At 64.9% G+C, this 24354-nt stretch carries 27 protein-coding genes; 11 read left to right on the top strand and 16 right to left on the bottom strand.

What is annotated here, in order from left to right:
• Positions 1 to 19: 19 nt before the first annotated feature.
• From CKO25_RS12400 to CKO25_RS12375, 6 genes are all read right to left on the bottom strand, one after another.
• Entirely contained in the window at positions 20 to 952 is a 933-nt protein-coding gene (locus CKO25_RS12400; RefSeq protein ID WP_200388244.1) for a hypothetical protein, read from the bottom strand.
• Between the two features lie 85 nt (positions 953 to 1037).
• Complete coding sequence (gene rpsR / locus CKO25_RS12395; RefSeq protein WP_200388243.1) at positions 1038 to 1274, bottom strand: 30S ribosomal protein S18; 237 nt, start codon at positions 1272 to 1274, stop codon at positions 1038 to 1040.
• A 15-nt stretch (positions 1275 to 1289) separates the two neighbouring features.
• A complete protein-coding gene (rpsF, locus tag CKO25_RS12390) occupies positions 1290 to 1724 on the bottom strand; it encodes a 30S ribosomal protein S6 (RefSeq protein WP_200388242.1) in 435 nt (144 codons plus the stop codon).
• 246 nt (positions 1725 to 1970) lie between these two features.
• Complete coding sequence (locus CKO25_RS12385) at positions 1971 to 2525, bottom strand: DUF427 domain-containing protein (protein WP_200388241.1); 555 nt, start codon at positions 2523 to 2525, stop codon at positions 1971 to 1973.
• Positions 2509 to 2712, bottom strand: coding sequence for a hypothetical protein (locus CKO25_RS12380; protein ID WP_200388240.1), 204 nt, complete (start codon positions 2710 to 2712; stop codon positions 2509 to 2511). The genes CKO25_RS12385 and CKO25_RS12380 overlap by 17 nt, the downstream gene beginning before the upstream one ends.
• A gap of 134 nt (positions 2713 to 2846) precedes the next feature.
• Complete coding sequence (locus tag CKO25_RS12375) at positions 2847 to 4091, bottom strand: multifunctional CCA addition/repair protein (RefSeq protein ID WP_200388239.1); 1245 nt, start codon at positions 4089 to 4091, stop codon at positions 2847 to 2849.
• A gap of 205 nt (positions 4092 to 4296) precedes the next feature.
• On the opposite strand from CKO25_RS12375, the gene CKO25_RS12370 reads away from it, so the two are divergent.
• Positions 4297 to 4779, top strand: a complete 483-nt coding sequence (locus CKO25_RS12370; protein WP_200388238.1) for a DUF2939 domain-containing protein — start codon at positions 4297 to 4299, stop codon at positions 4777 to 4779.
• 75 nt (positions 4780 to 4854) lie between these two features.
• Here CKO25_RS12370 and CKO25_RS12365 read toward each other — a convergent pair whose 3' ends face one another.
• Positions 4855 to 5250, bottom strand: coding sequence for a PF20097 family protein (locus tag CKO25_RS12365; RefSeq protein WP_200388237.1), 396 nt, complete (start codon positions 5248 to 5250; stop codon positions 4855 to 4857).
• Between the two features lie 145 nt (positions 5251 to 5395).
• Between CKO25_RS12365 and CKO25_RS12360 the strand changes: the two genes are divergently transcribed.
• The 4 genes from CKO25_RS12360 to CKO25_RS12345 all read left to right on the top strand — a co-directional run bounded on the left by CKO25_RS12360 (position 5396) and on the right by CKO25_RS12345 (position 10975).
• The gene (locus CKO25_RS12360; protein ID WP_200388236.1) at positions 5396 to 5809 is read left to right on the top strand and encodes a YajD family HNH nuclease; all 414 of its coding nucleotides are present in this window, start codon (positions 5396 to 5398) and stop codon (positions 5807 to 5809) included.
• A gap of 7 nt (positions 5810 to 5816) precedes the next feature.
• Positions 5817 to 6794 (top strand): ABC transporter substrate-binding protein, encoded by a 978-nt coding sequence (locus tag CKO25_RS12355; protein WP_200388235.1) that lies wholly within the window; start codon positions 5817 to 5819, stop codon positions 6792 to 6794.
• Between the two features lie 65 nt (positions 6795 to 6859).
• Positions 6860 to 10309: an EAL domain-containing protein gene (locus CKO25_RS12350; protein WP_200388234.1), complete on the top strand. Its 3450-nt coding sequence runs from the start codon at positions 6860 to 6862 to the stop codon at positions 10307 to 10309.
• Between the two features lie 195 nt (positions 10310 to 10504).
• Positions 10505 to 10975, top strand: coding sequence for a universal stress protein (locus tag CKO25_RS12345; protein ID WP_200388233.1), 471 nt, complete (start codon positions 10505 to 10507; stop codon positions 10973 to 10975).
• 175 nt (positions 10976 to 11150) lie between these two features.
• Here CKO25_RS12345 and CKO25_RS12340 read toward each other — a convergent pair whose 3' ends face one another.
• The 9 genes from CKO25_RS12340 to glyA form a co-directional block, all read right to left on the bottom strand.
• A complete protein-coding gene (locus CKO25_RS12340; protein ID WP_200388232.1) occupies positions 11151 to 11675 on the bottom strand; it encodes a phosphatidylglycerophosphatase A family protein in 525 nt (174 codons plus the stop codon).
• On the bottom strand, positions 11650 to 12657 hold the full coding sequence (thiL, locus tag CKO25_RS12335) for a thiamine-phosphate kinase (protein ID WP_200388231.1): 1008 nt from the start codon (positions 12655 to 12657) through the stop codon (positions 11650 to 11652). Before thiL ends, CKO25_RS12340 begins: the two co-directional genes overlap by 26 nt.
• Before the next feature lie 21 nt (positions 12658 to 12678).
• Positions 12679 to 13170 carry a transcription antitermination factor NusB gene (gene nusB / locus CKO25_RS12330; RefSeq protein ID WP_200388230.1) on the bottom strand — a complete coding sequence of 164 codons (492 nt, stop codon included), beginning with the start codon at positions 13168 to 13170 and terminating at the stop codon, positions 12679 to 12681.
• Position 13171: 1 nt separating this feature from the next.
• On the bottom strand, positions 13172 to 13642 hold the full coding sequence (gene ribH / locus CKO25_RS12325; RefSeq protein ID WP_200388229.1) for a 6,7-dimethyl-8-ribityllumazine synthase: 471 nt from the start codon (positions 13640 to 13642) through the stop codon (positions 13172 to 13174).
• Positions 13639 to 14853 carry a bifunctional 3,4-dihydroxy-2-butanone-4-phosphate synthase/GTP cyclohydrolase II gene (ribBA, locus tag CKO25_RS12320; protein ID WP_242467588.1) on the bottom strand — a complete coding sequence of 405 codons (1215 nt, stop codon included), beginning with the start codon at positions 14851 to 14853 and terminating at the stop codon, positions 13639 to 13641. Before ribBA ends, ribH begins: the two co-directional genes overlap by 4 nt.
• A gap of 201 nt (positions 14854 to 15054) precedes the next feature.
• The gene (locus CKO25_RS12315; protein ID WP_200388228.1) at positions 15055 to 15741 is read right to left on the bottom strand and encodes a riboflavin synthase; all 687 of its coding nucleotides are present in this window, start codon (positions 15739 to 15741) and stop codon (positions 15055 to 15057) included.
• Between the two features lie 42 nt (positions 15742 to 15783).
• On the bottom strand, positions 15784 to 16902 hold the full coding sequence (ribD, locus tag CKO25_RS12310; RefSeq protein ID WP_200388295.1) for a bifunctional diaminohydroxyphosphoribosylaminopyrimidine deaminase/5-amino-6-(5-phosphoribosylamino)uracil reductase RibD: 1119 nt from the start codon (positions 16900 to 16902) through the stop codon (positions 15784 to 15786).
• Positions 16903 to 16961: 59 nt separating this feature from the next.
• Positions 16962 to 17474, bottom strand: a complete 513-nt coding sequence (gene nrdR / locus CKO25_RS12305) for a transcriptional regulator NrdR (protein ID WP_200388227.1) — start codon at positions 17472 to 17474, stop codon at positions 16962 to 16964.
• Positions 17475 to 18731: a serine hydroxymethyltransferase gene (glyA, locus tag CKO25_RS12300; RefSeq protein WP_200388226.1), complete on the bottom strand. Its 1257-nt coding sequence runs from the start codon at positions 18729 to 18731 to the stop codon at positions 17475 to 17477.
• Between the two features lie 278 nt (positions 18732 to 19009).
• On the opposite strand from glyA, the gene ubiG reads away from it, so the two are divergent.
• The 6 genes from ubiG (at position 19010) to bioC (ending at position 24354) form a co-directional block, all read left to right on the top strand.
• Positions 19010 to 19732 (top strand): bifunctional 2-polyprenyl-6-hydroxyphenol methylase/3-demethylubiquinol 3-O-methyltransferase UbiG, encoded by a 723-nt coding sequence (gene ubiG / locus CKO25_RS12295; RefSeq protein ID WP_200388225.1) that lies wholly within the window; start codon positions 19010 to 19012, stop codon positions 19730 to 19732.
• Positions 19733 to 19734: 2 nt separating this feature from the next.
• Complete coding sequence (locus tag CKO25_RS12290; protein ID WP_200388224.1) at positions 19735 to 20586, top strand: squalene/phytoene synthase family protein; 852 nt, start codon at positions 19735 to 19737, stop codon at positions 20584 to 20586.
• 91 nt (positions 20587 to 20677) lie between these two features.
• Positions 20678 to 21433, top strand: coding sequence for an SDR family NAD(P)-dependent oxidoreductase (locus CKO25_RS12285; RefSeq protein WP_200388223.1), 756 nt, complete (start codon positions 20678 to 20680; stop codon positions 21431 to 21433).
• The gene (gene bioF / locus CKO25_RS12280; RefSeq protein WP_200388222.1) at positions 21408 to 22631 is read left to right on the top strand and encodes an 8-amino-7-oxononanoate synthase; all 1224 of its coding nucleotides are present in this window, start codon (positions 21408 to 21410) and stop codon (positions 22629 to 22631) included. Before CKO25_RS12285 ends, bioF begins: the two co-directional genes overlap by 26 nt.
• Positions 22632 to 22657: 26 nt before the next feature.
• Positions 22658 to 23470, top strand: coding sequence for a pimeloyl-ACP methyl ester esterase BioH (gene bioH, locus CKO25_RS12275; protein ID WP_200388221.1), 813 nt, complete (start codon positions 22658 to 22660; stop codon positions 23468 to 23470).
• Entirely contained in the window at positions 23467 to 24354 is an 888-nt protein-coding gene (gene bioC / locus CKO25_RS12270; RefSeq protein ID WP_200388220.1) for a malonyl-ACP O-methyltransferase BioC, read from the top strand. Before bioH ends, bioC begins: the two co-directional genes overlap by 4 nt.

The following is a 24354-nucleotide window of genomic DNA, read 5'->3' as shown; positions in this document are numbered from 1 at the left end:
AGACAGCCGAAATCCGTGTTCAGTCCGCCGTGCCACCGCCGCCCGGACCCTGCGACGCACGCGCCGCGATCCGCGCCCGGATGTCAGCCCAGAGATCGACCAGGCCAACCGAGGCAACCAGCAGGAGGCTCTGTGGCATGAACAACACCAGCAAGCCGTAGAAGCCCACCAACCAGAGCGGTCGACCTTGTTTCAGGGCGCGGATCTGATGCACCACCGCGATCCCCTGCATCAACATCAACAGACCCAGGACGAGCAATAGATTCGCGGCCAGGCCAACCCCATCGATGAAAGGCAGCACGGCCAGGAGCAAGAGTGTCACGACGCCCAGCAGCGAACTCAGACGTAAGGCCCTAAATTCCTCGCCGAACCCGCCAGGGTTGTAGAGGAGCGCCTGCCACCAGCGGGCGATGAACAAGCCAAACAGGAGCTGTGCGACGAGCGCGGCGGCAAAGGCCCCGGTCATCCAGCGCGCCAACTCACCGAACAGAGCCGCACTCGCCTCCTCGCTAATGGCGCCATCCCGCACCAACACCTCGCGGAAGGGTTCGAGGAGTCCTGCCCACGCCACGGCGGGGTCGCCCAGCCCGAGGGTGACACCGAGCAGAACAAGCACACCCAGCATGCCAGCAGTCTGAACCGCGAGGGCAAGTGATCGGGTCATGCGCAGGAGCGTCGCCAGTCCCAGGATCGGCACCCAGAGCATCATGAGGACACCGATGGCGGGTAAGGGTGAGCCGAGCGCCAACCAGGACAACACGGCCATACCGACGGCGGCCATCCCACACACGATCAAGCCCTGTCGCGGGCCTGCACGCAATGTCACCAAACCGACCGAGGCCGCGCTCAGAAGCCCCAAGGGGGGAATCAGGATCGACAATAAGGCGGTGACCGCAGCGATCAAGGCCGCCTGGGACGGACCCCGCATCACGAAGGTCGCAATGGCCCTCACCGGGGTCGACCCACTGCAGCCATGCGCACCAGGTCACCTCCGCGCAACCGCGTCGACCCGCCGCCACGCCTCGCCATGGCCCGGATCAATGCCCGTCGGTATAGGGCAACAACGCCAGATAGCGCGCGCGCTTGACCGCTTGAGCGAGTTGGCGCTGGTACTTGGCCGAGGTTCCGGTGATCCGACTGGGGACGATCTTACCGGACTCGCTGACATAGGCCTTGAGCAGATTCAGGTCCTTGTAGTCGATCTCCGTAATGCCTTCGGCGGTGAATCGGCAGTAGCGCTTACGGCGAAAGAAACGTGAGGTATTCGATTCCATGGTTCGTTCCTGGCATCAATCGTTGTCGGAGTCGCTGTCGCTGTCGTTGTCGCTGCGTCGACCACGCTCACCGCGTTCGGAGTCATCACGGCGAGCGCCGCCCTCACTCCCTTCCGGGCGCTCGCGCTCCTCACCGCTGCGCATCAAGGGCGAGGGGTCGGTCACGGCTTCGTCGCGGCGAATGATCAGGTTACGCAACACGGCATCATTGAAGCGGAACGCGCTCTCAAGCTCGTCGATGGCCGCTTGATCGCACTCGATGTTCATGAGCACATAATGTGCTTTATGCACCTTATTGATCGGGTAGGCCAGCGGGCGCCGCCCCCAGTCCTCGAAACGATGGACCACGCCGCCGCGCTTTTCGAGATTGGCCTGGTAGCGTTCAACCATGCTCGCGACTTGCTCGCTTTGGCTGGGGTGAACCATGAAAACGACTTCATAATGGCGCATGAATGCTCCTTCCGGTTTAATAGCCTCCCACGACGATGCGGTTGCACCCTGGTGAGGCAAGGAGTTCCCCGTTTTGCAGGGAATCGCGCATTATACGGAGTTGGTTTGCGAGGTCAAAATTTTAGCAGGGGGACCGGCACTAGCGTGACCTGTCCGCCCCTGCGGCGCCCGGGCCTTGGAGCGAGCGTCGGTTGCACGGGATGCCTCCTGACAGCAGACCAGGGGTGATGGGGTGTCCGGGTCGCGTTACCAGTGCGCCGTCCCAGGATCCCCCTTGAAGGGCCCAACGATCTCGGAGGTGATCCAGCCGCCGTAGAAGCCGCCGGCCTGCGCCCGCACCCGCTCACCGCCGAGGCGACAATCCAGGAGGGCTGGATAGAAGGCAAACCAACCGGCGAGGGACTCGGCGCCCGCGAGGGGGTTGGGATAAGACCAGACTGCATCGGCGATGAGTCCCTTGTCCGACTCGACATGGAAATAGTGTGCCTGCCCTTTCCACTCACACAGGCTGCGCCGTGCGGATGGTCTGAGCCGTGACCGCTCGACCGCCTCCGGTGGCAGGTACAGGCTCGGTGGACTGCCGGTCTCCAGCACGCGAAGACTGGTCTCGCTGTAAGCGAGACGACTGGCGCCAGCCTTGATCTCGACCCGACGGGCATCCGGGACATAGGCCGGTGGACGGGGATAATCCCAGACCGACTCCTGACCCGCCGCCGGGGCGAGTGCAAAGTCAGGGCGCTGCTGTCCGCGATAGCGCCAAGCCGCGCGCGCGCGGCTCAGGGCGTCAGGGTCGGTTGGCATGATCGGTTGTCCGAGTTGATGGGTGGATCGGGGCATCAGGCGCCGCTTCAGCCGTCTGTGCGGCCTTGCGCGCGGCATCCTCGCGCTTCATCCGGCGGAGCACATGAAGCTGCCAGAGCAGAAACCCCATGATGGCCCCCGCCGTCAGGAGTGCTTTGCCGAGCATCAAGGTTCCGGTGCTGATCATTGTCTCATTCCCATTGCGAGCAGGTGGCGGATCACGCCGCGGGAGAGTCCGGGTTGTCCCGACGCATGCAGAAAATGGTGAGGGCCAGGGGCACATCCTCCAAGCCTCGATCCGATGATCCTCCCCAGCGCGGCCTAGGCGCGCGACTGCATCGCCGCCTTGAGCGCGCTCAGGCGTGCCTCGCGCACCCGCGTGGGGATCTGCGCTGGCACGGGCGTTGCGCGGGCGACCGCGCCGGCATCGACGGCAAGCACCGCCGCGTGCAACCGCCGCAACCGCTGGCCTTGTGGATAGGCGCGCTCCGCATAGCCCGTGCGTCCCCTGAAATCCGCCTCACAGGCGATCAACATCTGGTTGAACCTCAGTGGTCGACGCAGGGCGTCCGAGCCCTCCATCATGTTGAGGACCGTCGTTGCCCGCAGCTCGTCGACCTTGTGGACAAGACCGTGATAGCGGGCCGTGATGCGGGCGAGGTCACAGCAGCGTAGTGGGACGGGGTAACGCGCGCAGAGCGCGTCTAACAGCGCCACCCCCCGCTCCTCGTGCCCCTTGTGACGGGGCAGGATCGCCGCTGGGGTCGTGCCCTTTCCCAGATCATGACAGAGCGCGGCGAAACGCACCTCGAGGGCTGGCGAGAGTCGTGCCGCCATGTCCGTGACCATCATCACATGCACGCCGGTATCGATTTCGGGATGCCATTGGGGGGGTTGCGGCACCCCCCAGAGACGATCGAGCTCTGGGAACAGTCGCGCCAAGGCACCGCAGGCACGCAGCTCCTCGAAGAACCGCGAAGGTCGGTCTTCGCCGAGCGCCCGGGCCAATTCCTGCCACACGCGATCAGGCACCAGCGCATCGACTTCGCCCGCCGCGACCATGGACCGCATCAGTGCCATCGTCTCCGGGGCGATCGTGAACCCGAGGTCGGCATAGCGCGCGGCGAATCGCGCCACGCGCAGGATTCGAACCGGGTCCTCGGCAAATGCGGGCGAGACATGCCGCAGGACCCGGGCACGCAAATCGGCAAGCCCGCCGAAGGGATCGATCAGAACCCCGCTGGGATCCTCGGCCAAGGCATTAATGGTCAGATCACGCCGCTGCAGATCCTCCTCGAGCGTGACGGACGGATCGGCATGCACCTGAAAACCACGATAGCCGGGCGCGGTTTTACGCTCGGTCCGCGCCAGGGCATATTCATCCTTGGTCCGCGGATGGAGAAAGACCGGAAAGTCCTTGCCGACCTGACGAAAACCGCGCGCAAGCAGGTCGTCGACAGAGGACCCCACGACCACGAAGTCACGCTCGGCGACCGCACGGCCCAGGAGGCGATCACGCACCGCGCCGCCCACAAGATAGGTCCGCAGCCCCTCATTGACCGTCATGGTTCCGCCGCTCGCCAGGCGTTGTCAGGACCGCGCGCCATGCACGCCGCCACGGCCCTCCCGCGCGCCCCTTGCCGCCGCTTCGACACTGCTGACCTCCTCGAGGTTGGGAATACAGTCACCCACTCTATGCATGATTATAACGACCCCGGACAGACCGGCTAGAATCAGCGCATCCACTCGACCAATTCGGGACTCAAGGATCATGCGCTTGTTCGGTTATCTGCTCCTGTTCATGTTACTCGGCTATGGCATCTGGCCCTATTTCACCGTCTTTCGCCTCGACGAGGCGATCAACCAGGAGGGCACGGCACACCTGGCAACCATGGTCGACTTGACGGCGATCCGCGCCAACTACAAGGCCCGTGTCAACGCCGGAATCGATGGCGTCTTCCCCGACAGCAGCCCCGACAGCGTGATGGGATGGATCCGTCAAAATGTCGATCGGCTTGGTGATTCCGCCCTGGACCAGGCGATCACCCTACCTTGGGTACGCGACACCTTGCGCGAGTCGGTGACCAAAGCCACGGGCCAGAGCCCGCCCTATCTGCTCGCCGCGATCGATTTCGCCTTCTTCGAGTCCTTCAATCAGTTCGTGATTCGCATCGGTGAACTCGGTCACGGCCCAACGCACGTGCGCTTGCAACGACAGGGGACGGATTGGATGATCACGGACCTGATTCAATGAAGGCGCGGCCCCCCCCGGGCTTTGGGATCTCCGCGGGAGCCGAAACCCTGATACCAGAGTGCCGAGGACCAGATCTCAACCGGGCCCGGTGGCGCGCGCCGCGCGCCGCCGCGCCACCAGCCGACTGTGATCGATCAGCAGGAGCTCACAGTGCTCGCAACGCCAGGCCAGATTGGTCGCCGGCCGCCACGACATGCTGATCGTGTTGGGCATGGCGTTGCCGATGTGGACAAAGGGACTCAGCGGGCGCTGATCGCGCTCTGCCCAGATGGCCCCCTTCCCCATCAGAACCCAACCCTGACGCAAGGGTCGCGCGCACGCTGGGCACGCATAATCGCGACCCACCCAGAGCGTTGGCGTGTCCGCAATCTCGCGTGATGAGCGTTGTATGGTTCGCACGATGAACCACAGGAGCCCGAGCGCGGCGATCGCCGCCAAGACGGCGCCCCAGAGTTCGACAAATGGATTCATGGTGGTGATCCCCACAACTTGAAAAGCAACGAACGACACGCCGGCGAGACGCATCAATTCGCAATCCCTCACCATCAGGATACGGCGAGGCCTGGTAACAGTTAGAATTGACAATGATCCTAGACTAGATGCGGAGAACCTGCTCATGGCAGCACCTGGACCACGCCATGCGAAGACCGGCAAACCAATCGACACCGCAAAACTCGACCGCGTCGTCGCCGATGCCCGCAAGGCAAGCGAAGAGCGCGCCGCCGGTTATCGGGAACAGGCGCTGAAACTGTTTCCCTGGGTCTGCGGTCGGTGTGCCCGCGGCTTTACCCGCGAGAATCTGCGCGAACTCACGGTTCATCATAAGGATATGAACCACGACAATAACCCACCCGACGGCCACAACTGGGAACTCTTGTGCGTCTATTGCCACGATAACGAGCACCAGAAGTACGAGGAACACCTCGCGGCACGTGCTGGAGTGCGCACCACGCCTGGTGGCGCCCCGGCGAAGCAGACCACCCACAACCCATTCGATGGCCTCGCCGAACTGTTGAAGAAGAACCGCTGAGGATTGCATGAAACGCCGTCGCATCCTGATCGGCTTGGGTGCCCTGCCCCTCCTGACGGGCACGATCAGTTGCGATCTTCAACCGACACTAACGATCGCGAGCCATATCTGGCCGGGTTATGAGTTCCTCTTTCTCGCCCGTGCGCGGGGCTGGCTCCCGGAGCGCGTCGAACTGCGCGAAACCGCATCGGCGACGGACTCACTCGACCGACTGGTCGCCGGCGAGGTCATGGGGGCGGGATTGACACTCGATGAGGTCCTCAGCGCGCGGGCGCAGGGTGTCCCCTTAACCATCGTGCTGGTCTTCAACATCTCCGCTGGCGCCGACATGCTGATCGCGCAACCCGATATCGCCTCCCTCGCTGACCTGCGTGGTCGCCGGGTGGGTGTCGAGACCACGGCGGTCGGGGCATTGATGCTGTCGAAGCTGATGGCGACAGCCGGTTTGCGCGAGCACGAGATCGAGGTGGTCCACCTCGTGGTGGACCCGCGCACTAACCCGTTCACAGATGGGGCGCTCGCAGATGGGCCGCTCGCGGCCGTGATCACCTACCATCCCCAGGCCACGCGTCTGTTGGCACAGGGCTATCGGCGTTTATTCGACAGTCGCTCGATTCCCGAAGCCATCTACGATGTCCTGGCCGTGCGGACGGATCTTCCGAGGCCGTTGCGAACCCCGTTGCGTGAGCTCATCGCGGCCCATTTCCGTGCGCTGGCTTTCAAGCATCGGAACCCGCAAACCGCAGCCTTCAGCATGGCCGAACGGCTCGGCGTGACCGGACAACAGGCGGCGGAGATCTTTTCCGATCTGACGCTTCCAGGCCTCGACAGCAATCGGGCGCTGCTCGGTCCTGATGGTCGGGTGCACAGCGTCGCCGAGCGCATCGGGGCCTTCATGATCGCCAGCGGGCTGCTCGATCACCCAGATCCCCTGCTCGATCTGACCAGCGCTGCCTTTTTGCCACGCCGGGACATCGCACCATGAAGAGGATGCGGATCAGGACACTCTCCGCAGTCGCGGTTGCGCTCGCTTGTGTGACCTCTTCGGCCATGGCACAAACCATGCCGCGCGACGAGACGCTGACGATCGGGATCTCCGCCTATCGCTCCGAGCCCCTGCTGATCGAACAGTGGCGACCACTCGCCGATTATCTTGAGTCCAAACTGCCCGCGCACCGCATCGCCCTGCGCATCCTCGACGCCGAGTCCTTGGAACAGGCCGTGCAACGCAGCGAGCTGGATTTTGTCTTCACGAACCCCGCAAACTACATCGCTATCCGCACGCATAGCGTCTTGAGCGGTGCGATCGCCACCCTGGTCCGCTCCGAGACGGGACATGCACTCGCAGTTCTCGGCGGCGTGATCTTCACCCGAGCTGATCGCGATGATCTCGACAGTCTCGCTGCATTGCGCGGGAAACGCATTGCGATCGGGAGTCAACGGCTGCTCGGCGGCTTCGCGGCACCGCTCGCTGAATTGCTCAATCAGGGTGTCCATCCCAATCACCTCCGGTTCGAGATCCTCGGCGAACCGCATGACCGTGTCGTCGAGGCCGTGCTCTCCGGAGCCGTCGATGCGGGGTTCGTTCGCACCGGCATCATCGAGTACATGGATCGCGAGGGGCGACTTGACTCACCCGTGAAGATCCTCGCGGCCCGGGCACTGCCCGGTTTCCCCTTCGCGCTCTCCACCGACCTGTATCCGGAATGGCCGTTCGTCGCCCTGCCCTCCGCTGGCGAGGAGACCGCACGGCGGGTCGCCGCCGCCTTGCTCGCGCTCGAACCGAGCGATCCCGCGGCGCAGGCGGCCGAGATCATCGGCTTCACGGTTCCAGCCGACTACAGCTCCGTGGAAACGCTGCTGCGGCAAAACCGCATGCCACCCTTCGAACATTTGCCGCCCATCGCGCTGCTGGATCTGTGGGAACAGCATCGGGTCGCCTTCATCGTCACCCCTTTGTTCTTTCTTGCCATCCTCGCCCTCCTGGTCTGGCTGACCCTAGCCAACCGCAAACTCTCGGTCGCCCGTCGCCGCGCCATTGCGCTGGGTCAACGCGTGGAAACAGAGCATCGCTATCTGGAGGCACTGGTCCAGACCCTTCCGGATCTCGTCTGGTTGAAGGATCCCGCCGGTCGGTATCTCACCTGCAATCCGCGGGTCGAAGCCTTCATCGGGGCCGCGCGCCATGACATCCTCGGTCAGTCTGATGCAGACCTACTCAAGCCGGAGATGGCCTCGGAGGTCCAAGCGCTCGATCGGGCCGCCCTGACGCAGGGCAAACCCGTCACCAGCGTCTCCTGGATGACCTTTGCTCGGGACGGGCACCGCGAGCTGATCGAAGCGACCCGGGTTGCCATCTTCGATGCCGAGGGTCAGCCCTTCGCCCTGCTGGGAATCGGTCACGACATCACCGAACAGAAGCGGGTTGAGCACGATCTGCGCGCCATCACCGACGGCGCGGCGGAGGGGATCTGGACGAGCCACCATGAGGGACGGTTTCTCTACGCCAATCCCGCCGCGCTGGCCATGACCGGGCACAGTTTGGACGAACTGATGGGGCTGAGTGTCAACGACCTCGTTTTTCCCGAGGATCAAGAGCGCCTCCGAGCACATCTCTCTTGGATGCGTGAGCACCCAGCCCCAGCGCGGGGACTCTGGCGGCTGCGACGTAAGGATGGGACCCGCTGCGAGGTCGATCTCACCACGCAACGACTCCCAGATGCGCGCATTCTCGCGATTGGCCGTGACTTGAGTCACTTGCGCGATCACGAGGAGGCCCTGTTTCGCGCCATCTATTACGACAGTCTGACGGGGCTGCCCAATCGCACCCTGCTGCTCGAGCGTTTGAATCAGTCGCTGCCGCGGGCGCGCCGAACGCACGCCGAACTCGCACTGATCTTCCTGGATCTCGATTATTTTGGCCAGATCAACGCTGGCGTGGGAAGTTCGGTCGGTGATCAGCTCTTAGCGGAGATCGCGGTGCGGTTGCGTGCACAACTGCGTCCCGAGGACACCTTGGCCCGGATCGGCGGCGACGAATTCGCCATCCTGCTCGATGAGTTCGAAAAAACCGACACCGTCGCCTTGGTCATCGAACGACTGCCAAAAACCTTCGCCCAACCCATTGCGATCAGCGGCCAATCGATCTCGGTTTCAGCCAGTTTCGGGGTGACTGTCTTTCCGGAGGACGATACCGACGCCGAGACCCTGCTGCGACATGCCATGCAAGCCATGTATGCCTCAAAGGATCTCGGTCGCGGCCGGCTCTCGCATTTCAATGTCGAGAAGCAACGCGCGCTCGTCACCCGCATCACCGAGCTGCAACGGCTGCGGGAGGCAGTCGAGCGCGACGAACTGCTCCTCTACTATCAGCCGAAGGTGGATCTCACCACGGGTGGGCTGGTGGGCAGCGAGGCCCTGATCCGCTGGTTTCACCCCGATGAAGGACTCTTGGCCCCGGCGGCCTTCCTCTCTCTCGCGGATGGGACCGAGCTCGAGTTGCGGATCAGTGAGTGGGTCATCGAGCACGCCCTCGCACAGATGACCGCCTGGCAGGCGGCAGGACTGCGGATCCCCGTGAGCATCAATCTTCCCGCGGCACACCTGCTGATGCCGAATTTTCACCACTGGCTCGCCGCGGCGCTGAACCTTCACCCCAATCTCGATCCACGCGATTTCCAAATCGAAATTCTCGAGTCAACCGCCATTGCAGACATGGATGCCGCCGTCTCATCCCTGCGGCATGTCAAGGATTTGGGTGTCAGCATTGCGCTCGACGACTTCGGCACTGGGTTTTCATCGTTGGCTTACTTTCGTCGCCTGCCGGTCGACACCCTCAAGATCGACCGGAGTTTCGTCAACGAAATGCTAGAGGACCCACACGCGCTCGGCGTCGTCCAGTACGTTATCCGACTCGCCAAGACCTTCGATCGCGACGTGATCGCGGAGGGTTTGGAAACGGACGACGATTGGGTGGCGCTGCGTCAGCTCGATTGTGATCAGGCACAGGGGTATGGGATTGCCCGACCAATGCCGCCCCATGAGCTGCCATCCTGGCTCGAGGACTGGAACCGCGAGGGTCCCCTGCAGCACATCGCCCCCCTTCAGTACCCCGACAGCGACGCGACTCTGGTCATCTCGGGAATCATGCATCGCCGGTGGGTCACGGCACTCGCCGCGGCGATCGAGAGCGGGGAGATCGTCCAGGCCGATCGCTTCGAGATCACGCACTGTCCGTTCCAAAAATGGTATGGCGGAATTGGTCGGCGCCGATTCGGTACCCTTCCTGATTTCCGCGCGATCGACAGCGCGCATCAGCGCGTCCACCAGCTCGCCGGACAGATCGCTACCAAGGTGGATTCGGGCGAGAGCGATCGGGCACGTGAACTCCTCCAGACCCTCGTGGCGGTTTCCAACGAATTACTCGGGTCTATCGAGCGTCTCGCCGAACACAGCAGCCAACTCTACGAGAATGCGCTTGAACCGAGATCCGGTCGGTGAGCCTCTGGTCTACACTTCTGAATGAACGAGAGCGGTGTGGCGCCGACCGCGGGGTCGCCGTGCACGCTACTGAACAGGCGCTGGATGAGAATCCATCGGGCTGCGAGCAGGCGGCCGATCTCAGATCATGGCACTGTCTGAGCTCCCGTTTCGAGTGCTGACTGACTGCTCATCACCGACCCAGTGAGGTGTCCGATGGAAACCCAAGACTATCAACGCCTGTTGCTCGCGGTGGACTTCGAGAGGGAAAGCGAGCCGGTCATCGCCCGCGCCCAACGTCTGCGCGACCTGATGAATGCACGACTCTTTCTGCTGCATGTGGTCGAACACATCCCCCCAAGCATGGATTATGTCCCGGTGGGTTACGCCGGTGGCGTGGCTGCGCCGGACACCCTCGAACTCGAGGAGGAACTGCTTACGATGGCGCAGCGCGAACTCGACTTGCTCGGCGCACGCCTGGATGTGCCGAGCCGCGATCGCTTCGTGCGTGTCGGTCCGACCGCACGCACCATCGATGAGGCGACGACCGATCTCAATATCGACCTGGTCGTCATCGGCAGTCGCGGCCGCCACGGCTTTCTCGGACTCTTCGGGTCCAGCGCCCGCGCGGTCTTGCGCAACAGCACCTGTGATGTGCTGTGCGTGAAAATCGACGAACCCGATTAACGGCACGCCAGAACCAGGCCGGAGCGCACGCCACCCGGCGTGCGCGGGGCGTCACCCTGCCGCCGAACAGGTCCGGCAGGGAATGGGATGCGGCTGGACGCCACGCGCTACTCTGAAACCGCCACAACCGTCTCGCAATGAGAGCAGGACGTTGCCCGTCCTGGGCGTCATCCGCTCAGCCTACCAGCCACCAGGCTGCGATCGCGAGCACGAGCGCGGCCATCGCGCCTGCGATGAGGTCATCAAGCATGATGCCGAGCCCGCCGTGGACACGACGGTCGACCAGGCCAATCGGCCAAGGTTTCCAGATATCGAACAGCCGAAAAATCAGAAAGCCGGCGATCACCCAGGGCCAACCGGACGGCGCGGCCACCATGGTGAGGAGAAATCCGACCCACTCGTCCCAGACGATCGCCGAGGGGTCCGCATCGTCTAGATCCCGCGCGGTGCGATCACATGCCCAAATCCCGAGTACCACCAGGCCAAGCAGCACGCCCAGATAGAGCGGCCATGCCAAGGGGGCCAAAGCCAGATAGAGCGGCACGGCGGCGAGGGTACCAACGGTCCCGGGCGCACGCGGCGCGAGACCGGAGCCAAAACCAAAGGCAATCCAGTGATGGAGCCGCCGGGGGTCGAAGCCGCCGCGAGGACGTGGAACCGCCCCGACAGGGGTGTCACGGTTCGGTGGTGAAGTGGTCATAACCGACGCTCGCAAGATTGACTGTGGTGCCGTCCGCATCCCGCAGTTGCAGGCCGGGCTCAGGCCGCACCCGCCCGATGACCCGCAGCGGACATCCGCACCCCGCGCCGAGCGCCCGGATGGCGTCGGCGTGCCGAGCGGGTGCGCTGAAGCACAATTCATAGTCGTCCCCGCCGGCTACCGGCAGGGTCCAGTTGGCCGTCGCGCGCACCTGCGCACGAACCGCCGGCGACAGCGGTAGGGCGGACACATCGATCAGGGCGCCCACGCCCGATGCCGCGAGGATGTGTCCCAGATCGCCCGCGAGGCCGTCCGAGAGATCGATCATGGCGCTCGCCAAACCGCGCAAGGCGACGCCAAGCGTGACCCGAGGGGTTGGTCGCTCAAGGCGCGCCCGCAGCGCGGGGTCGGGTGATTTCCCCGCGCGCAGCCGGTCCAATGCCAGTGCGGCGTCACCCAAGGTTCCGCTCACCCAGATGAGATCCTCCACGCAGGCGCCGCTGCGACGCACCGCAGTCCCGCTCGCAACCAGTCCGTGAACCTGAACCGTCACGCTCAAGGGGCCGCGCGTGGTATCGCCACCGACCAACCGCACCCCATGCGCCTCGGCCAGTTCGCGGAACCCTCGCGCAAAATCACCAACCCAGGCATCGTCGCGCCGCGGTAGGGTCAGCGCAAGCGTCGCCCACGCCGGCGTTGCGCCCATCGCGGCCAGATCACTGAGGCCCACGGCGAGACTCTTGTGACCCACCGCGTGCGGAGCGCAATCCGGGAAGAAATGCACACCGGCGCAGAGGGTGTCGAGACTGACGGCAAGGTCAGTCTGCGCCGGGACCGTCAAGAGGGCACAATCATCCCCGACACCCAGCCGAACATCGGAGCGCACGGGCCCGAGATCGGTGAAGAAGCGGTCGATCAGGGTGAATTCACCCCGTCGCGGGGTCTGGCGAGGCGGCCCCGCGCTAGTTGCGGTGTCAGTCACGGCAGGACCCGGCCCATCCCGTCAAACTGGGGTTCCAAGGGTCGCGGCGTGTGCGCGCGCGACCTGATCCAGCACACCGTTGACATACTTATGCCCCTCATGGGCACCGAGCAGCTTGGTCAGTTCGACCGCCTCATTGATGGCGACCCGGTCTGGGATGGAGGCGGAGAAGAGGATCTCGAATGCGCCGAGCCGCAGGATCGCCAGCTCGACCGGGTCGACCTGACTGATGGGGCGATCGAGGACACGATCGAGCTGTGCATCGATCTCCTTCACATGCTGTGGCACGCCGGTCAGCAACTGATCGAGCAGGCTCATATCCCAATCGAAGCGCGGCGCGGGTTCCGCCGAGGTGTCAGCGTCGGGATCCTGCAGCGCCCCAGCCACGGCCTCGAGCCACTTGGGATCATCAAGCAATTGTCGCTTGATCTGCATGGGATCATCACCGGTCAAGCGCCACTGATAGAGCACCAAGGCCGCATAGCGACGCGATTGACTGCGTGGACTCACCATCTCAGTCGAGCTGCCGTAGGAGATCGACCATCTCGAGCGCGGACAGCGCCGCCTCCGAGCCCTTGTTGCCGGCCTTGGTTCCCGCGCGCTCGATCGCCTGTTCGATGGTGTCGACAGTCAAGACGCCAAAGGCGACCGGGATGGCGTACTTGAGGCTGACCTGCGCCATCCCCTTGACACACTCACCAGCGACATATTCAAAGTGAGGGGTTCCGCCACGGATCACCGCGCCGAGCGCCACGATGGCATCAAAATTGCCTTTCGCCGCGATCCGCTCGATCGTCACCGGCATCTCGAAGGCCCCGGGTACCCGCACGATGGACAAATTCGCGTCCGTCGCACCGTGGCGCCTGAGGGTATCGATCGCGCCCTTCTCAAGGGCCTCGACGATGAAGCTGTTCCAACGCGACACCACCAGGCAAAAACGCGCATTCTCGGCGCGCATGACACCTTCGATGATCTTGATACTCACGGTTGCTCCTGATTAGACCACTCGGTTGGCGCGTGGCCAGTGGGTCGGGTACACCCAGGCCTGCTGCCTGGATCCTCGTCGCCGCGCGCCTGCCCACCAGTGTATTCCACGACCTCGAGATCGAAGCCGGAAATCGCGTGCATGGCCTTCGGCGCACTCATGACCCGCATCTTACGCACCCCGATATCGGCGAGGATCTGTGCGCCGATCCCATAGGTGCGCAGGGCATTGCGGTCCTGGCGGCGGGCCGGGACCACGTCATCCTCGTCGTGCAGTTGGAAATCCTTCAAACGGGACAAGACATCCGCCGCGCTGTCGCGATTGCGCAGAACCACGATGACGCCTTCCCCCGCATCGGCGATCTGGCGCATCACATCCTGCAGCGGCCAACCACAGGCGTTATGACGCGTGGCGAAGAGATCGCACAGGGTGTTCTGTAGATGTACCCGGACCAGGGTCGGACGTTCCGGGCTGATCTCGCCACGCACCAGCGCGAGGTGGATCTCCTCCTCGATGCTGTCGCGGTAGGCCAGGAGTCTAAAGGTGCCATGATCCGTCGAGAGTTCGCACTCGCACTCGCGCAGCACGGCCTTCTCATGACGAACTCGATAGTGAATCAGATCGGCGATGGTTCCGATTTTCAGCCCGTGGAGCGCGGCAAAGGTCTCAAGATCGGGACGTCGCGCCATCGATCCGTCCTCGTTGAGAATCTCGACAATCACCGCCGCCGGACTGAAGCCGGCCAGCCGCGCCAAGTCACAACCCGCCTCGGTATGACCGGCGCGCACCAGCACCCCGCCGGGCTGCGCCATCAGCGGAAACACATGCCCAGGTTGGACCAGATCCTTCGGCTGCGCATCCGCGGCGACCGCGGCCTGAATGGTGCGCGCTCGATCCGCGGCGGAGATCCCGGTCGTGACGCCCCGCGCCGCTTCGATCGAGACCGTGAAGGCGGTCGCGTGGGCCGCCTGATTCTCATTGACCATCAAGGGCAACCGCAAGCGCTGACAGTGGTCTTTCGTCAAGGTGAGACAAATGAGCCCACGGCCGAACCGCGCCATGAAGTTCACCGCCTCCGGGGTGACGCAGTCAGCCGCCATCAGCAGATCGCCCTCGTTCTCGCGATCCTCGTCGTCCATGATGACCACCATCCGTCCTTGACGGAGTTCCTCGATGATCTCTTCGGTAGAATGCAGACCCGTTTGACTCATGGGAAAGCGGTGTCGTCCGGCGGATGGAGGCCACGATTCGGTGCTGGGCAAGCCGCGCGAGACCCAATCCCGTTCGTGTCACAGATGTGGCCGTATGGTAACAAATTCTGCTGATCACCGTAGGTGTGACCGCAGCATGACAGAGCCCGCACGCCCGCTCTCGCAGCTCGCGCGCAGGCTCCGGCCACACCGCGCCTCGGCTCAGGATGTGGCACCGGAACCAGGCCGCGCAAAGCCATGTGCGGCGAGGAAATCCAGCGTCAAGCTCGGAGCAGTCGCCGCAGGCAGGGCGGCCGCGTCCCCTAATAGGAGGCGCTCGAGATAGCGGGCGATCAGATCGACCTCGAGATTCACGCGGGTGCCGCCGCGGTACGTTCCGATGATGGTCTCGCTTAGGGTGTGCGGGACGATGTTCAGATCGAACCGGGCGCCGTCGACCTGATTGACCGTGAGACTGGTCCCGTCCACGCTGATCGAGCCCTTCGGCGCGATATAGCGGGCCAATGCGCTCGGAGCCTCGATCCGCAACCGCCATGAACGGCCATCCTGCTGATGCGTGATCACCTGCCCGATCCCATCCACGTGGCCACTCACCAGATGCCCTCCCAGCGGGGTCGCCAGGGTGAGTGCCGGCTCCAGATTGACCGGACTGCCGGGCGTGAGGTGGCCCAGCGTCGTCAACGCGAGGGTCTCGCGCGACACATCCGCGGCGAAGCCAGCCGCGCCCAGGGTGACCGCCGTGAGGCAGACACCATTGACGGCAATGCTATCGCCGAGTTTGGCCCCAGTGAGGTCGAGCTGACCGGCGGCAACCGTCAAGCGCACGTCGCCGCCCCGCGGTTCCAGCCGCTCGATGCGACCGATGGCTTGAATGATTCCAGTAAACATGATGACTTGACTCCAGGAGACGAGCGCACCGGCTCGGCTGAATCACGGCAGGGGCGCTCGGGCCGCACGGCCTTCCGGCAGCAGCGTGATACGCAAATCCTCGCCAACCGCCCGCACATCGTGGATCGCGAGGGGGAGACGTTGTCCGATCCGCGTGATCCCAGGCAGATGGAAGAGTCCGCGCCCCGAATCCCCCATGAGGTGCGGGGCCAGATACAGGATGATCTCATCGACGAGACCGGCCGCGACCGCGGCCCCGGCCAAGGTCGGCCCCGCCTCCAGGAGCACTTCGTTGATCTCGCGCCGTGCCAGTTCGTGTAGCAACGCTCGCAGATCGACCCGTCCATCTTGCGCCGCGCAACGATAGACGTCAGCTCCGGCCGCCCGCAAGCCCGCCATGCGCGACGGGGCATCAAGGGTTCCGACGATCAAGCAATCGCCGGGTAGTGCGAGCATGCGCGCCCGCGCCGGGGTGCGCCAGTGACTGTCCAGGACCACACGCAAGGGTTGGCGCACGGCCTCGTCGGGATTCATGCCCGGGAGCTCCGCTGCGCTCAAGCGGACATTCAGACTGGGATCATCCTGCAAGAGGGTCCCGATCCCCGTGAGGATCGCGGAACTGCCCGCGCGCAGACGCTGCACATCCCGGCGCGCGGCCGCGCCGGTGATCCAGCGGCTCTCTCCATTGGCCATCGCCGTCCGGCCGTCGAGACTCGCGGCCAATTTGCAGCGGACATAGGGGCGGCCCTGCTCCATCCGCGTGATGAAGCCCGGGTTGAGCGCCCGTGCCGCAGCATCGAGCAAGCCGGTCTCGACCCGCACGCCGGCCGCGTCGAGGAGACGCAGACCACGGCCGGAAACCAGCGGGTGCGGGTCCACCATGGCACAGACCACGCGGCTGACCCCAGCCTCCAGCAAGCCATCGGTGCAGGGTGGCGTACGCCCCTGATGACAGCAGGGTTCAAGCGTGACGTAAGCGGTCGCGCCCCGTGCCCGTTCGCCCGCCGCACTCAAGGCATAACGTTCGGCGTGTGGTTCGCCGGCTCGCACATGCCAGCCCTCACCGACGATGTGACCCTGGCGCACCAGCACGCAGCCGACCCGAGGATTCGGATCGGTCGTGTAGCGACCGCGCTCGGCCAGGGTGATGGCACGCGCCATGAAGCGACGGTCGGCCACCGCCGCACGGGTCCCGTCGGGCTCGAGTGCGACCTCGGCACTCAAGATTTCGGCTCCAGTGGTGGTAACAGATCCAATTGCTGGCGCGTCGCCTCGGGACTCGGTTGTCGCTCCAACCGCTCGATTTCCTCGCGAAAGGCGGCGACATCCTCGAACTTGCGGTAAACCGAGGCGAAACGGACATAGGCGACCTGATCGAGCAGCCGCAACTCCTCCATGACCAGCTCACCGATGCGGCGCGCCGCCACCTCATTCTCGCCACTCGCGAGCAGCCGGCGCTGGATCCGCCCCACGGCATCGTCGATTTGATCGGTACTCACCGGACGCTTTTCGAGTGCCCGCATCATGCCGGAGCGCAACTTATGTCCATCGAAGGGCGCGCGGGTGCCGTCGCGCTTCACGACCCGCGGCAGCGTCAGTTCCGCCGTTTCGAAGGTCGTGAAACGCTCGTGGCAGACGACACATTTGCGCCGTCGCCGCACTTGGTCCCCCTCACTGGAGAGGCGTGAGTCCACGACCTTGGTGTCCTGCGCGCCGCAGAAAGGGCAACGCATTCAACGCTCGTAAACAGGATGGCGCTGGCACAGCTCCAGCACCTTAGCCTTGACCGCGGCGCTGACCGCCGGCTCGCCTCGGGCATCGATCAGATCGCACATCCAACCGGCCAGTGCGCGGGCGTCATCGGTGTCGAAACCACGGGTGGTGATGGCCGGGGTGCCGATGCGAATGCCACTGGTGACAAAGGGCGATTGCGGATCATTGGGCACGGCGTTCTTGTTGACGGTAATGTTGGCGGCACCCAACCAGGCATCGACCTCCTTGCCGGTCAGGCCCTGCGAGATGAAGCTGACCAGGAAGAGATGATCGTTGGTTCCGCCGGAGACCACCTCATAACCGCGGGCCAGAAAGACCTCGGCCATCGTCTGCGCATTGAGCAGGACCTGTTGTTGATACGTTGTGAAGCTCGGCTCCAGCGCCTCCTTGAAGGCCACCGCCTTGGCGGCGATCACATGCATGAGCGGCCCACCCTGGGTTCCGGGGAAGACCAGCGAATTGAGTTTTTTCTCGATCGCCGGGTTCGACTTCGCAAGAATGAGCCCTCCACGCGGCCCCCGGAGGGTCTTGTGCGTGGTCGTCGTGGTCACGTCGGCGATCCGCACCGGACTGGGGTAGACGCCGGCGGCTACCAGCCCGGCCACATGCGCCATGTCGACTAATAAATAGGCCCCAACGGCATCGGCGATGGCGCGGAACCGGGCCCAGTCGACGATCCGGGAGTAGGCCGAGAAGCCGGCGATCACCAAGCGCGGACGGTGTTCGCGCGCCAGCCGCTCGACCTCATCGTAGTCGATTTCACCGGTCGCCGGATCGAGTCCGTACTGCACCGCGTTGTAGAGTTTTCCCGAGAAGTTCGGCTTGGCTCCATGCGTCAGATGACCACCATGGGCCAGGCTCATCCCAAGCACCGTGTCGCCGGGTTCGCACAGGGCCATGAAAACCGCCGCATTGGCTTGCGAACCCGAGTGTGGCTGCACATTGGCGTAATCGGCACCAAACAATTGCTTGGCGCGTGCGATCGCGAGTTCCTCGGCCACATCGACATGCTCGCAGCCGCCGTAATAGCGCTTGCCGGGGTATCCCTCGGCGTATTTATTGGTCAGCACGCTGCCTTGCGCGGCCATCACGCGCGGACTGGCATAATTCTCCGAGGCAATGAGCTCGACGTGTTCCTCCTGGCGGCGCTCCTCGGCCTGGATCGCATCCCACAGCTCGGGATCATAGTCACTCATGAGCATCGTCTTCTCAAACATCGTTGCGTACCCCAAGCAGCGCAAAGCCGCATAGTTTATCGATTTTTCCGCCCCGCGTCGCCATCACCACGAGCCGCTCGCGGGAGATGGTGGCGACTCCTCCGCCGGAGGCAAGTCAACAGCCGCCCGACAGGAGGGGATGCGGCCCTCTCGCCGCGCTGGTCACGACCGTTCCGAACCGCGCGACAGTGTAGAATTGCGGCCCACTCAGACCGACATGAGTCGGTAGGACGGTGGACTCACACCACCAGGAAACCAACTTCGCGGGGCCACAGACGATGACCGAAACCCTCCACAACGTGGATCAGGCTGAGATCTCCAAGTTCGAGGAACTCTCCTCGCGCTGGTGGGATCCGCACAGTGAGTTCAAGGCGCTGCACGACATCAATCCGCTGCGTCTGGACTATATCGCGCGCGCCGTTGGGGGCTTGAGCGGCAAGACCGTGCTGGATGTCGGCTGCGGCGGCGGCATTCTCTCCGAGGCGATGGCCTTGCAAGGCGCCGCGGTGACCGGCATCGACATGGGCGAAATGCCGCTGCGGATCGCCGAACTGCACACCCTGGAAAGTGGCGCCGAGGTCAGCTACCGGCTCGTCCCGGTCGAGGTCCTAGCCGCCGAGCAGCCCGGGTCCTTTGATTTGGTCACCTGCATGGAGATGCTCGAGCACGTCCCCAGTCCTGCCTCCATCGTCGATGCCTGCGCACGGCTCGTGCGTCCAGGTGGCACGGTGGTGTTCTCAACGCTGAATCGCAATCCTAAGGCCTATCTGTTCGCGATCCTGGGCGCGGAATACCTCTTGAATATGCTGCCAAAAGGCACGCACGATTATGCGCGCTTCATTCGCCCCGCCGAACTCCATGCCTGGATTCGCCCGACCGATCTCTGTGTCACCGACATGAGCGGCATGACCTACAATCCCCTGACCCAGACCTATCATCTGGACCCCAATGACCTCAGCGTCAACTATCTCGTGACGTGCAAACGCGATCCAGACGCCTAGGCGTGGACCAACCCACGACGTCCTGGGGGTTCCCGAACCCGGCAACCCCGCCCGGATCGTCGACCTACTACGCGATCCGCTTCGCCGATGTGGCGCAACGGGATGCGTTGGCGGCGCTCTGCGGCTGGCGGCATCTGGTGCGATCGGTGCTCGAACAGGTCAGCGATCCGGGAGTTGCGGCACGCAAGCTGGCCTGGTGGCAAGGGGAGCTCGAACGCATCTTCGCGCGTCAGGGACAGCATCCGCTCGCCCCGGCCCTGAGCCGCGCGATGACCCGCGCGGACTTGCCGCGGCAGCCCTTCCTCGACATCCTATGGGCCGTCGAGGCGCTTTTGGCCAACCGCCAATCGCGCGATCAGGCGGAGGTGCTGGCTCGCGCTGAATTGGATTGCGGTTCGCTCGCCGAGTTGATGCTCCACCAGACCCCTGGGCATGTGGCGGCGCAGCGCTCGGCGGCGCGGCGCGCGGGCGCCTATTGGGGACTGGTCGCCTTGATCCGTGACAGTGGCTGGTTGCTGCGCCGTGGTCGTCTGGGAGTTCTGCCAGCAGACGCCCTCGCGCGCCAGGGCATCGCGCAATGGAGTCCATCCGGGCCGCTCCCGGGTGCCGCGCTCGCGTCCGTCCTCGCTGAGCTGCTGCCACTCTGTCACCGGGAGCGGGAGCGCCTGGACCCCGACCTAGCGAGCCTGCCGAGCGCGTTGCGCATCCGGGTGCGGCTCGCCGACACACTGCTGGCCGAGTTGATGGCGAGTGGACTCGCGGTGGCCGATCAGCGCATCGCGCTGACCCCGCTGCGCAAGCTCTGGATCGCCTGGCGCGAGAGCCGGGCCCGCGTGCCCCAACCGATCGCATGAACTCAGGAGAGACCGGTGGGGCGCGCACCGACTGATCCGCGGCTTTCAGGATCACGAACTCAACCGAATCAACGCAGAGGCGGAAACGAACATGGAGACAGCTCAACCAGGCCAGGACACGCTAGAGGGACGCGTGATCCTGATCACGGGCGCGGCGGAGGGGGTCGGGCGCGCCGTGGCCTCAGCCTGCGCACGCGCGGGCGCGAGCGTGGTGCTCTCCGAGCCCAGCGAGACCGACGTCGGCGATCTCTACGACGAGATCAAGGCTAGCGGTGGCCCCGAGCCCGCCATTCTGCCCTTGAGTTTGGAGCATGCGAGCGAGGCGGATTTTCAGGGCGCGGCCGCCGTGCTCGGCGAGACCTTCGGACGACTCGACGGGCTGGCACACTGCGCCGCCTTCGCCCCCTTTCTCAGCCGCATCGACGATTACGACGCCAGCGAATGGGAGCGTGTCATCCGCATCAACCTGACCGCACCCTTCATGCTCACCCAGGCCTGTCTGCCGCTCTTGCGCGCCGCGCCCGACGCCTCCGTCGTCTTCACCTCCGATCGCGTCGGCCGTCAGGGCCTCGCTTATTGGGGGGCCTTCGCCGCGGCGAAATTTGGCATCGAAGGGTTGATGCAGGTGCTGGCGGCCGAAACCCGGGAGTCGGGATCGATCCGGGTCAATAGTCTGGACCCGGGGATTCTCAACACACGCTTGCGCATGCGCCTGTATCCGGGCGAGAACCCACGCACGCACCCCGACCCCGCAACGGTCACCGGGGCCTATCTGCGCCTGCTCGGCCCGGCAGGACGCGGTACGACGGGAGCGTCCCTGGATGCCGGCAAAGCCACGCATCGCTGAGCTCGAGGCCGCGCTCGCGCGGCTGCGGCGACGGCACGCCGAACGCCGTCGACGGGTCCTGGAGACGCCGCAACAGCCGTGCGTGCGCCTCGACGGGCGCGCGCTCCTGAGCTTTTGCAGCAACGATTACCTCGGTCTCGCCAACCACCCCGAGGTGGTCGCGGCCTTACGCGACGGGGCGACCCGCTGGGGCGTCGGCAGCGGCGCGGCGCATCTGGTCACCGGTCACAGTGCCGCCCACGCCGCACTCGAGGAGGAACTGGCAGGGTTCACTGGGCGGGACCGGGCGCTGCTCTTCTCTACCGGCTACATGGCCAATCTGGGGGTTATCGCGACCCTGTGCGGCCGCGATGACACGATTTGGCAGGACCGTCTCAATCATGCCTCGCTACTCGATGCCGCCGTCCTCGCGCGCGGGAGGCTGCGCCGTTATCCGCATGCCGACGCGGGTGCACTCGCCCGCCAGCTCGCAGACCAGACCGCGACCCTGATCGCCACCGACGGGGTGTTCAGCATGGATGGCGATCTCGCACCACTTCCCGAGCTCGCCGCACTCGCCGAGCGCGCGGGAGCTTGGCTGTTGGTGGATGACGCTCATGGACTGGGAGTGCTTGGTGAAGAGGGTCGGGGCACCCTCGCGCACTATGGTCTCGACGCCGAGCGGGTTCCCCTGCTGATGGGCACTCTCGGCAAGGCATTCGGGACCTGTGGTGCCTTCGTCGCGGGCTCCGAGACGCTGATCGAGACCCTGATCCAACGCGCCCGCAGTTACATCTACACCACGGCCATGCCACCAGCCCTAGCCGAGGCCACGCGCGTGAGTCTTGCGATCGCGCGGCGAGAGGGCTGGCGCCGGACCCATCTGCAGATCCTGATCAAGCGCTTACGCAGCGGGGCGAACCAGCTCGGGTTGCCGTTGTCCGATTCCCCGACTGCGATTCAACCCCTGATCGCGGGCAGCAGCGAACAGGCCCTGCGATGGGCCGCGGAACTGGAAACGCGAGGGATCCTGGTCACCGCGATCCGTCCTCCGACGGTCCCCGCGGGCAAGGCTCGGTTGCGCATCTGCTTGTCGGCGGCGCATACCGAGGCCATGGTCGATCGCTTGCTGGAGGCGCTCTCTGAGTTGCCCCTCGAGCCGTCACCACCGGCCCCCTCCAGCACGACAGACTCAGCCGCCATGGCCGCACATCCATGACCTCCATGCCCCCGCACGATGCCGCCATGCCGCCGCGATCCGCGCCGGCCGGCGACCCACTCGACCTCGTCCTCTTGCATGGTTGGGGCATGAATGCGGCGGTCTGGGATCCGCTCGCCGCGTTGCTTGCCCCCCATGCGCGCATCCATTCGCTCGATTTACCTGGACACGGTACCCACCCCTTCGCCCCCCAGCATCGGGATCTGACGGCCTGGGCCGATGCCTGTCTCGATGCGGCGCCCGCGACCGCGCTCTGGCTGGGTTGGTCGCTCGGCGGACTGGTCGCCTTGTGTGCCGCGCTGCGTGCCCCGGCCCGTCTCGAGGGACTCATCCTGCTCGGCGCGACCCCGCGCTTCACCCGTGCCGTCGACTGGACACCCGCGATGCCGAGTGAGACGCTCGCCCACTTCCACACCAGCCTGCGCACGGATCCCACCACGACCATCGCCCGCTTCCTCGCCCTGCAGTTGCGTGGCGGCGCGGCCGAGCGCGAGACGCTGCGAGCCCTGCGCCGTGAGGTGGCCGCGTGGCCCCAGCCCGACGAACGCGCCCTCTCGCTGGGTTTGGATCTGCTGCGCGAGGAGGATCTGCGCGGTCGTCTTCCCGACATCCGCTGCCCGTCCCTCTGGTTGTTCGGCACCCATGACACCCTGGTTCCGTCCGTCGTGGCCGAACGCGTCGCATCGCTGATGCCAGGAACGACCAGCGCCCTCATCCCCGGCGCGGCTCATGCGCCCCATCTCTCGCATCCCGAGGAGACGGCACGGCAACTCGGCACCTTTATGAGTCGGATCGCACATCAGACCAAACCCATGCCAACGCAGCAAACCGGCGAATGAACACCATCGACAAACGGCATGCTCGGCGCAATTTCGAGCGCTCGGCCGAACGCTACGACAGTGTCGCGGTACTCCAACGCGAGATGGCCGACCGCCTGCTCGCGCGGCTCGATTATGTGCGCCTGTCACCGCGACGGATATTGGATCTGGGGGCCGGCACCGGCTATGCGATCGCGGCCCTGCAACAGCGTTACCCGAAGTCGAACATCATTGCGCTGGACTTCGCGCACGCCATGCTGCGGCAGGCCAGACGCCGCGGTCGCTGGTGGCGGCGCCCATCGTGCGTGTGCGCCGATGCGGAATCACTCCCCCTGGCCGACGGTGCGGTGGATCTCATCGTGTCCAATGCCACCTTGCAGTGGTGTAATGAGCTCGACCGCACCTTCAGCGAGTGTCTCCGGGTGCTGCGCCCCGGGGGACTGCTGATGTTCACCACCTTCGGACCAGATACGCTCAAGGAGTTGCGCCAGGCCTGGGCGAGCGTCGACACGGCCACGCATGTGCTCTCGTTCCTCGACATGCATGACATCGGTGACGCCTTGGTGCGCGCGCGCTTTGCCGATCCGGTCATGGACGCCGAACATCTCACCCTGACCTACGCAGGGCTGCGCGACCTGATGGGGGACCTGAAGGTCTTGGGCGCCGCTAATGCCGCCGCGGATCGACCGCGCGGACTCACGGGGCGGGCTCGCCTCGCAGCGCTCAGTCACGCCTACGAGCGATATCGCCAGGAGGGTCGCCTGCCGGCGCGTTATGAAATCCTCTACGGCCATGCCTGGGCGCCTGAGCAGAAACCCGCTCTCGGTGGCATCGCTGTACCCATCGCCAGCATTCAACGCCGTGCGCGAGCGGACTCGCATGACACGGCCACCCGTTCAAACTGA

It is taken from the genome of Thiocapsa imhoffii, assembly GCF_016583985.1.
GTDB classification, from domain to species: domain Bacteria; phylum Pseudomonadota; class Gammaproteobacteria; order Chromatiales; family Chromatiaceae; genus Thiocapsa; species Thiocapsa imhoffii.
This window is presented reverse-complemented; position numbering and strand designations above follow the sequence as displayed.

Coding starts and splice junctions, on each gene's coding strand:
- rpsR (WP_200388243.1), bottom strand. CDS start 1,274: ATGGAATCGAATACCTCACGTTTCTTTCGCCGTAAGCGCTACTGCCGA.
- rpsF (WP_200388242.1), bottom strand. CDS start 1,724: ATGCGCCATTATGAAGTCGTTTTCATGGTTCACCCCAGCCAAAGCGAG.
- CKO25_RS12385 (WP_200388241.1), bottom strand. CDS start 2,525: ATGCCAACCGACCCTGACGCCCTGAGCCGCGCGCGCGCGGCTTGGCGC.
- CKO25_RS12380 (WP_200388240.1), bottom strand. CDS start 2,712: ATGATCAGCACCGGAACCTTGATGCTCGGCAAAGCACTCCTGACGGCG.
- CKO25_RS12375 (WP_200388239.1), bottom strand. CDS start 4,091: ATGACGGTCAATGAGGGGCTGCGGACCTATCTTGTGGGCGGCGCGGTG.
- CKO25_RS12370 (WP_200388238.1), top strand. CDS start 4,297: ATGCGCTTGTTCGGTTATCTGCTCCTGTTCATGTTACTCGGCTATGGC.
- CKO25_RS12365 (WP_200388237.1), bottom strand. CDS start 5,250: ATGAATCCATTTGTCGAACTCTGGGGCGCCGTCTTGGCGGCGATCGCC.
- CKO25_RS12360 (WP_200388236.1), top strand. CDS start 5,396: ATGGCAGCACCTGGACCACGCCATGCGAAGACCGGCAAACCAATCGAC.
- CKO25_RS12355 (WP_200388235.1), top strand. CDS start 5,817: ATGAAACGCCGTCGCATCCTGATCGGCTTGGGTGCCCTGCCCCTCCTG.
- CKO25_RS12350 (WP_200388234.1), top strand. CDS start 6,860: ATGGCACAAACCATGCCGCGCGACGAGACGCTGACGATCGGGATCTCC.
- CKO25_RS12345 (WP_200388233.1), top strand. CDS start 10,505: ATGGAAACCCAAGACTATCAACGCCTGTTGCTCGCGGTGGACTTCGAG.
- CKO25_RS12340 (WP_200388232.1), bottom strand. CDS start 11,675: ATGACCACTTCACCACCGAACCGTGACACCCCTGTCGGGGCGGTTCCA.
- nusB (WP_200388230.1), bottom strand. CDS start 13,170: ATGGTGAGTCCACGCAGTCAATCGCGTCGCTATGCGGCCTTGGTGCTC.
- ribBA (WP_242467588.1), bottom strand. CDS start 14,853: ATGAGTCAAACGGGTCTGCATTCTACCGAAGAGATCATCGAGGAACTC.
- CKO25_RS12315 (WP_200388228.1), bottom strand. CDS start 15,741: ATGTTTACTGGAATCATTCAAGCCATCGGTCGCATCGAGCGGCTGGAA.
- ribD (WP_200388295.1), bottom strand. CDS start 16,902: ATGGCGCGTGCCATCACCCTGGCCGAGCGCGGTCGCTACACGACCGAT.
- nrdR (WP_200388227.1), bottom strand. CDS start 17,474: ATGCGTTGCCCTTTCTGCGGCGCGCAGGACACCAAGGTCGTGGACTCA.
- glyA (WP_200388226.1), bottom strand. CDS start 18,731: ATGTTTGAGAAGACGATGCTCATGAGTGACTATGATCCCGAGCTGTGG.
- ubiG (WP_200388225.1), top strand. CDS start 19,010: ATGACCGAAACCCTCCACAACGTGGATCAGGCTGAGATCTCCAAGTTC.
- CKO25_RS12285 (WP_200388223.1), top strand. CDS start 20,678: ATGGAGACAGCTCAACCAGGCCAGGACACGCTAGAGGGACGCGTGATC.
- bioF (WP_200388222.1), top strand. CDS start 21,408: ATGCCGGCAAAGCCACGCATCGCTGAGCTCGAGGCCGCGCTCGCGCGG.
- bioH (WP_200388221.1), top strand. CDS start 22,658: ATGCCGCCGCGATCCGCGCCGGCCGGCGACCCACTCGACCTCGTCCTC.
- bioC (WP_200388220.1), top strand. CDS start 23,467: ATGAACACCATCGACAAACGGCATGCTCGGCGCAATTTCGAGCGCTCG.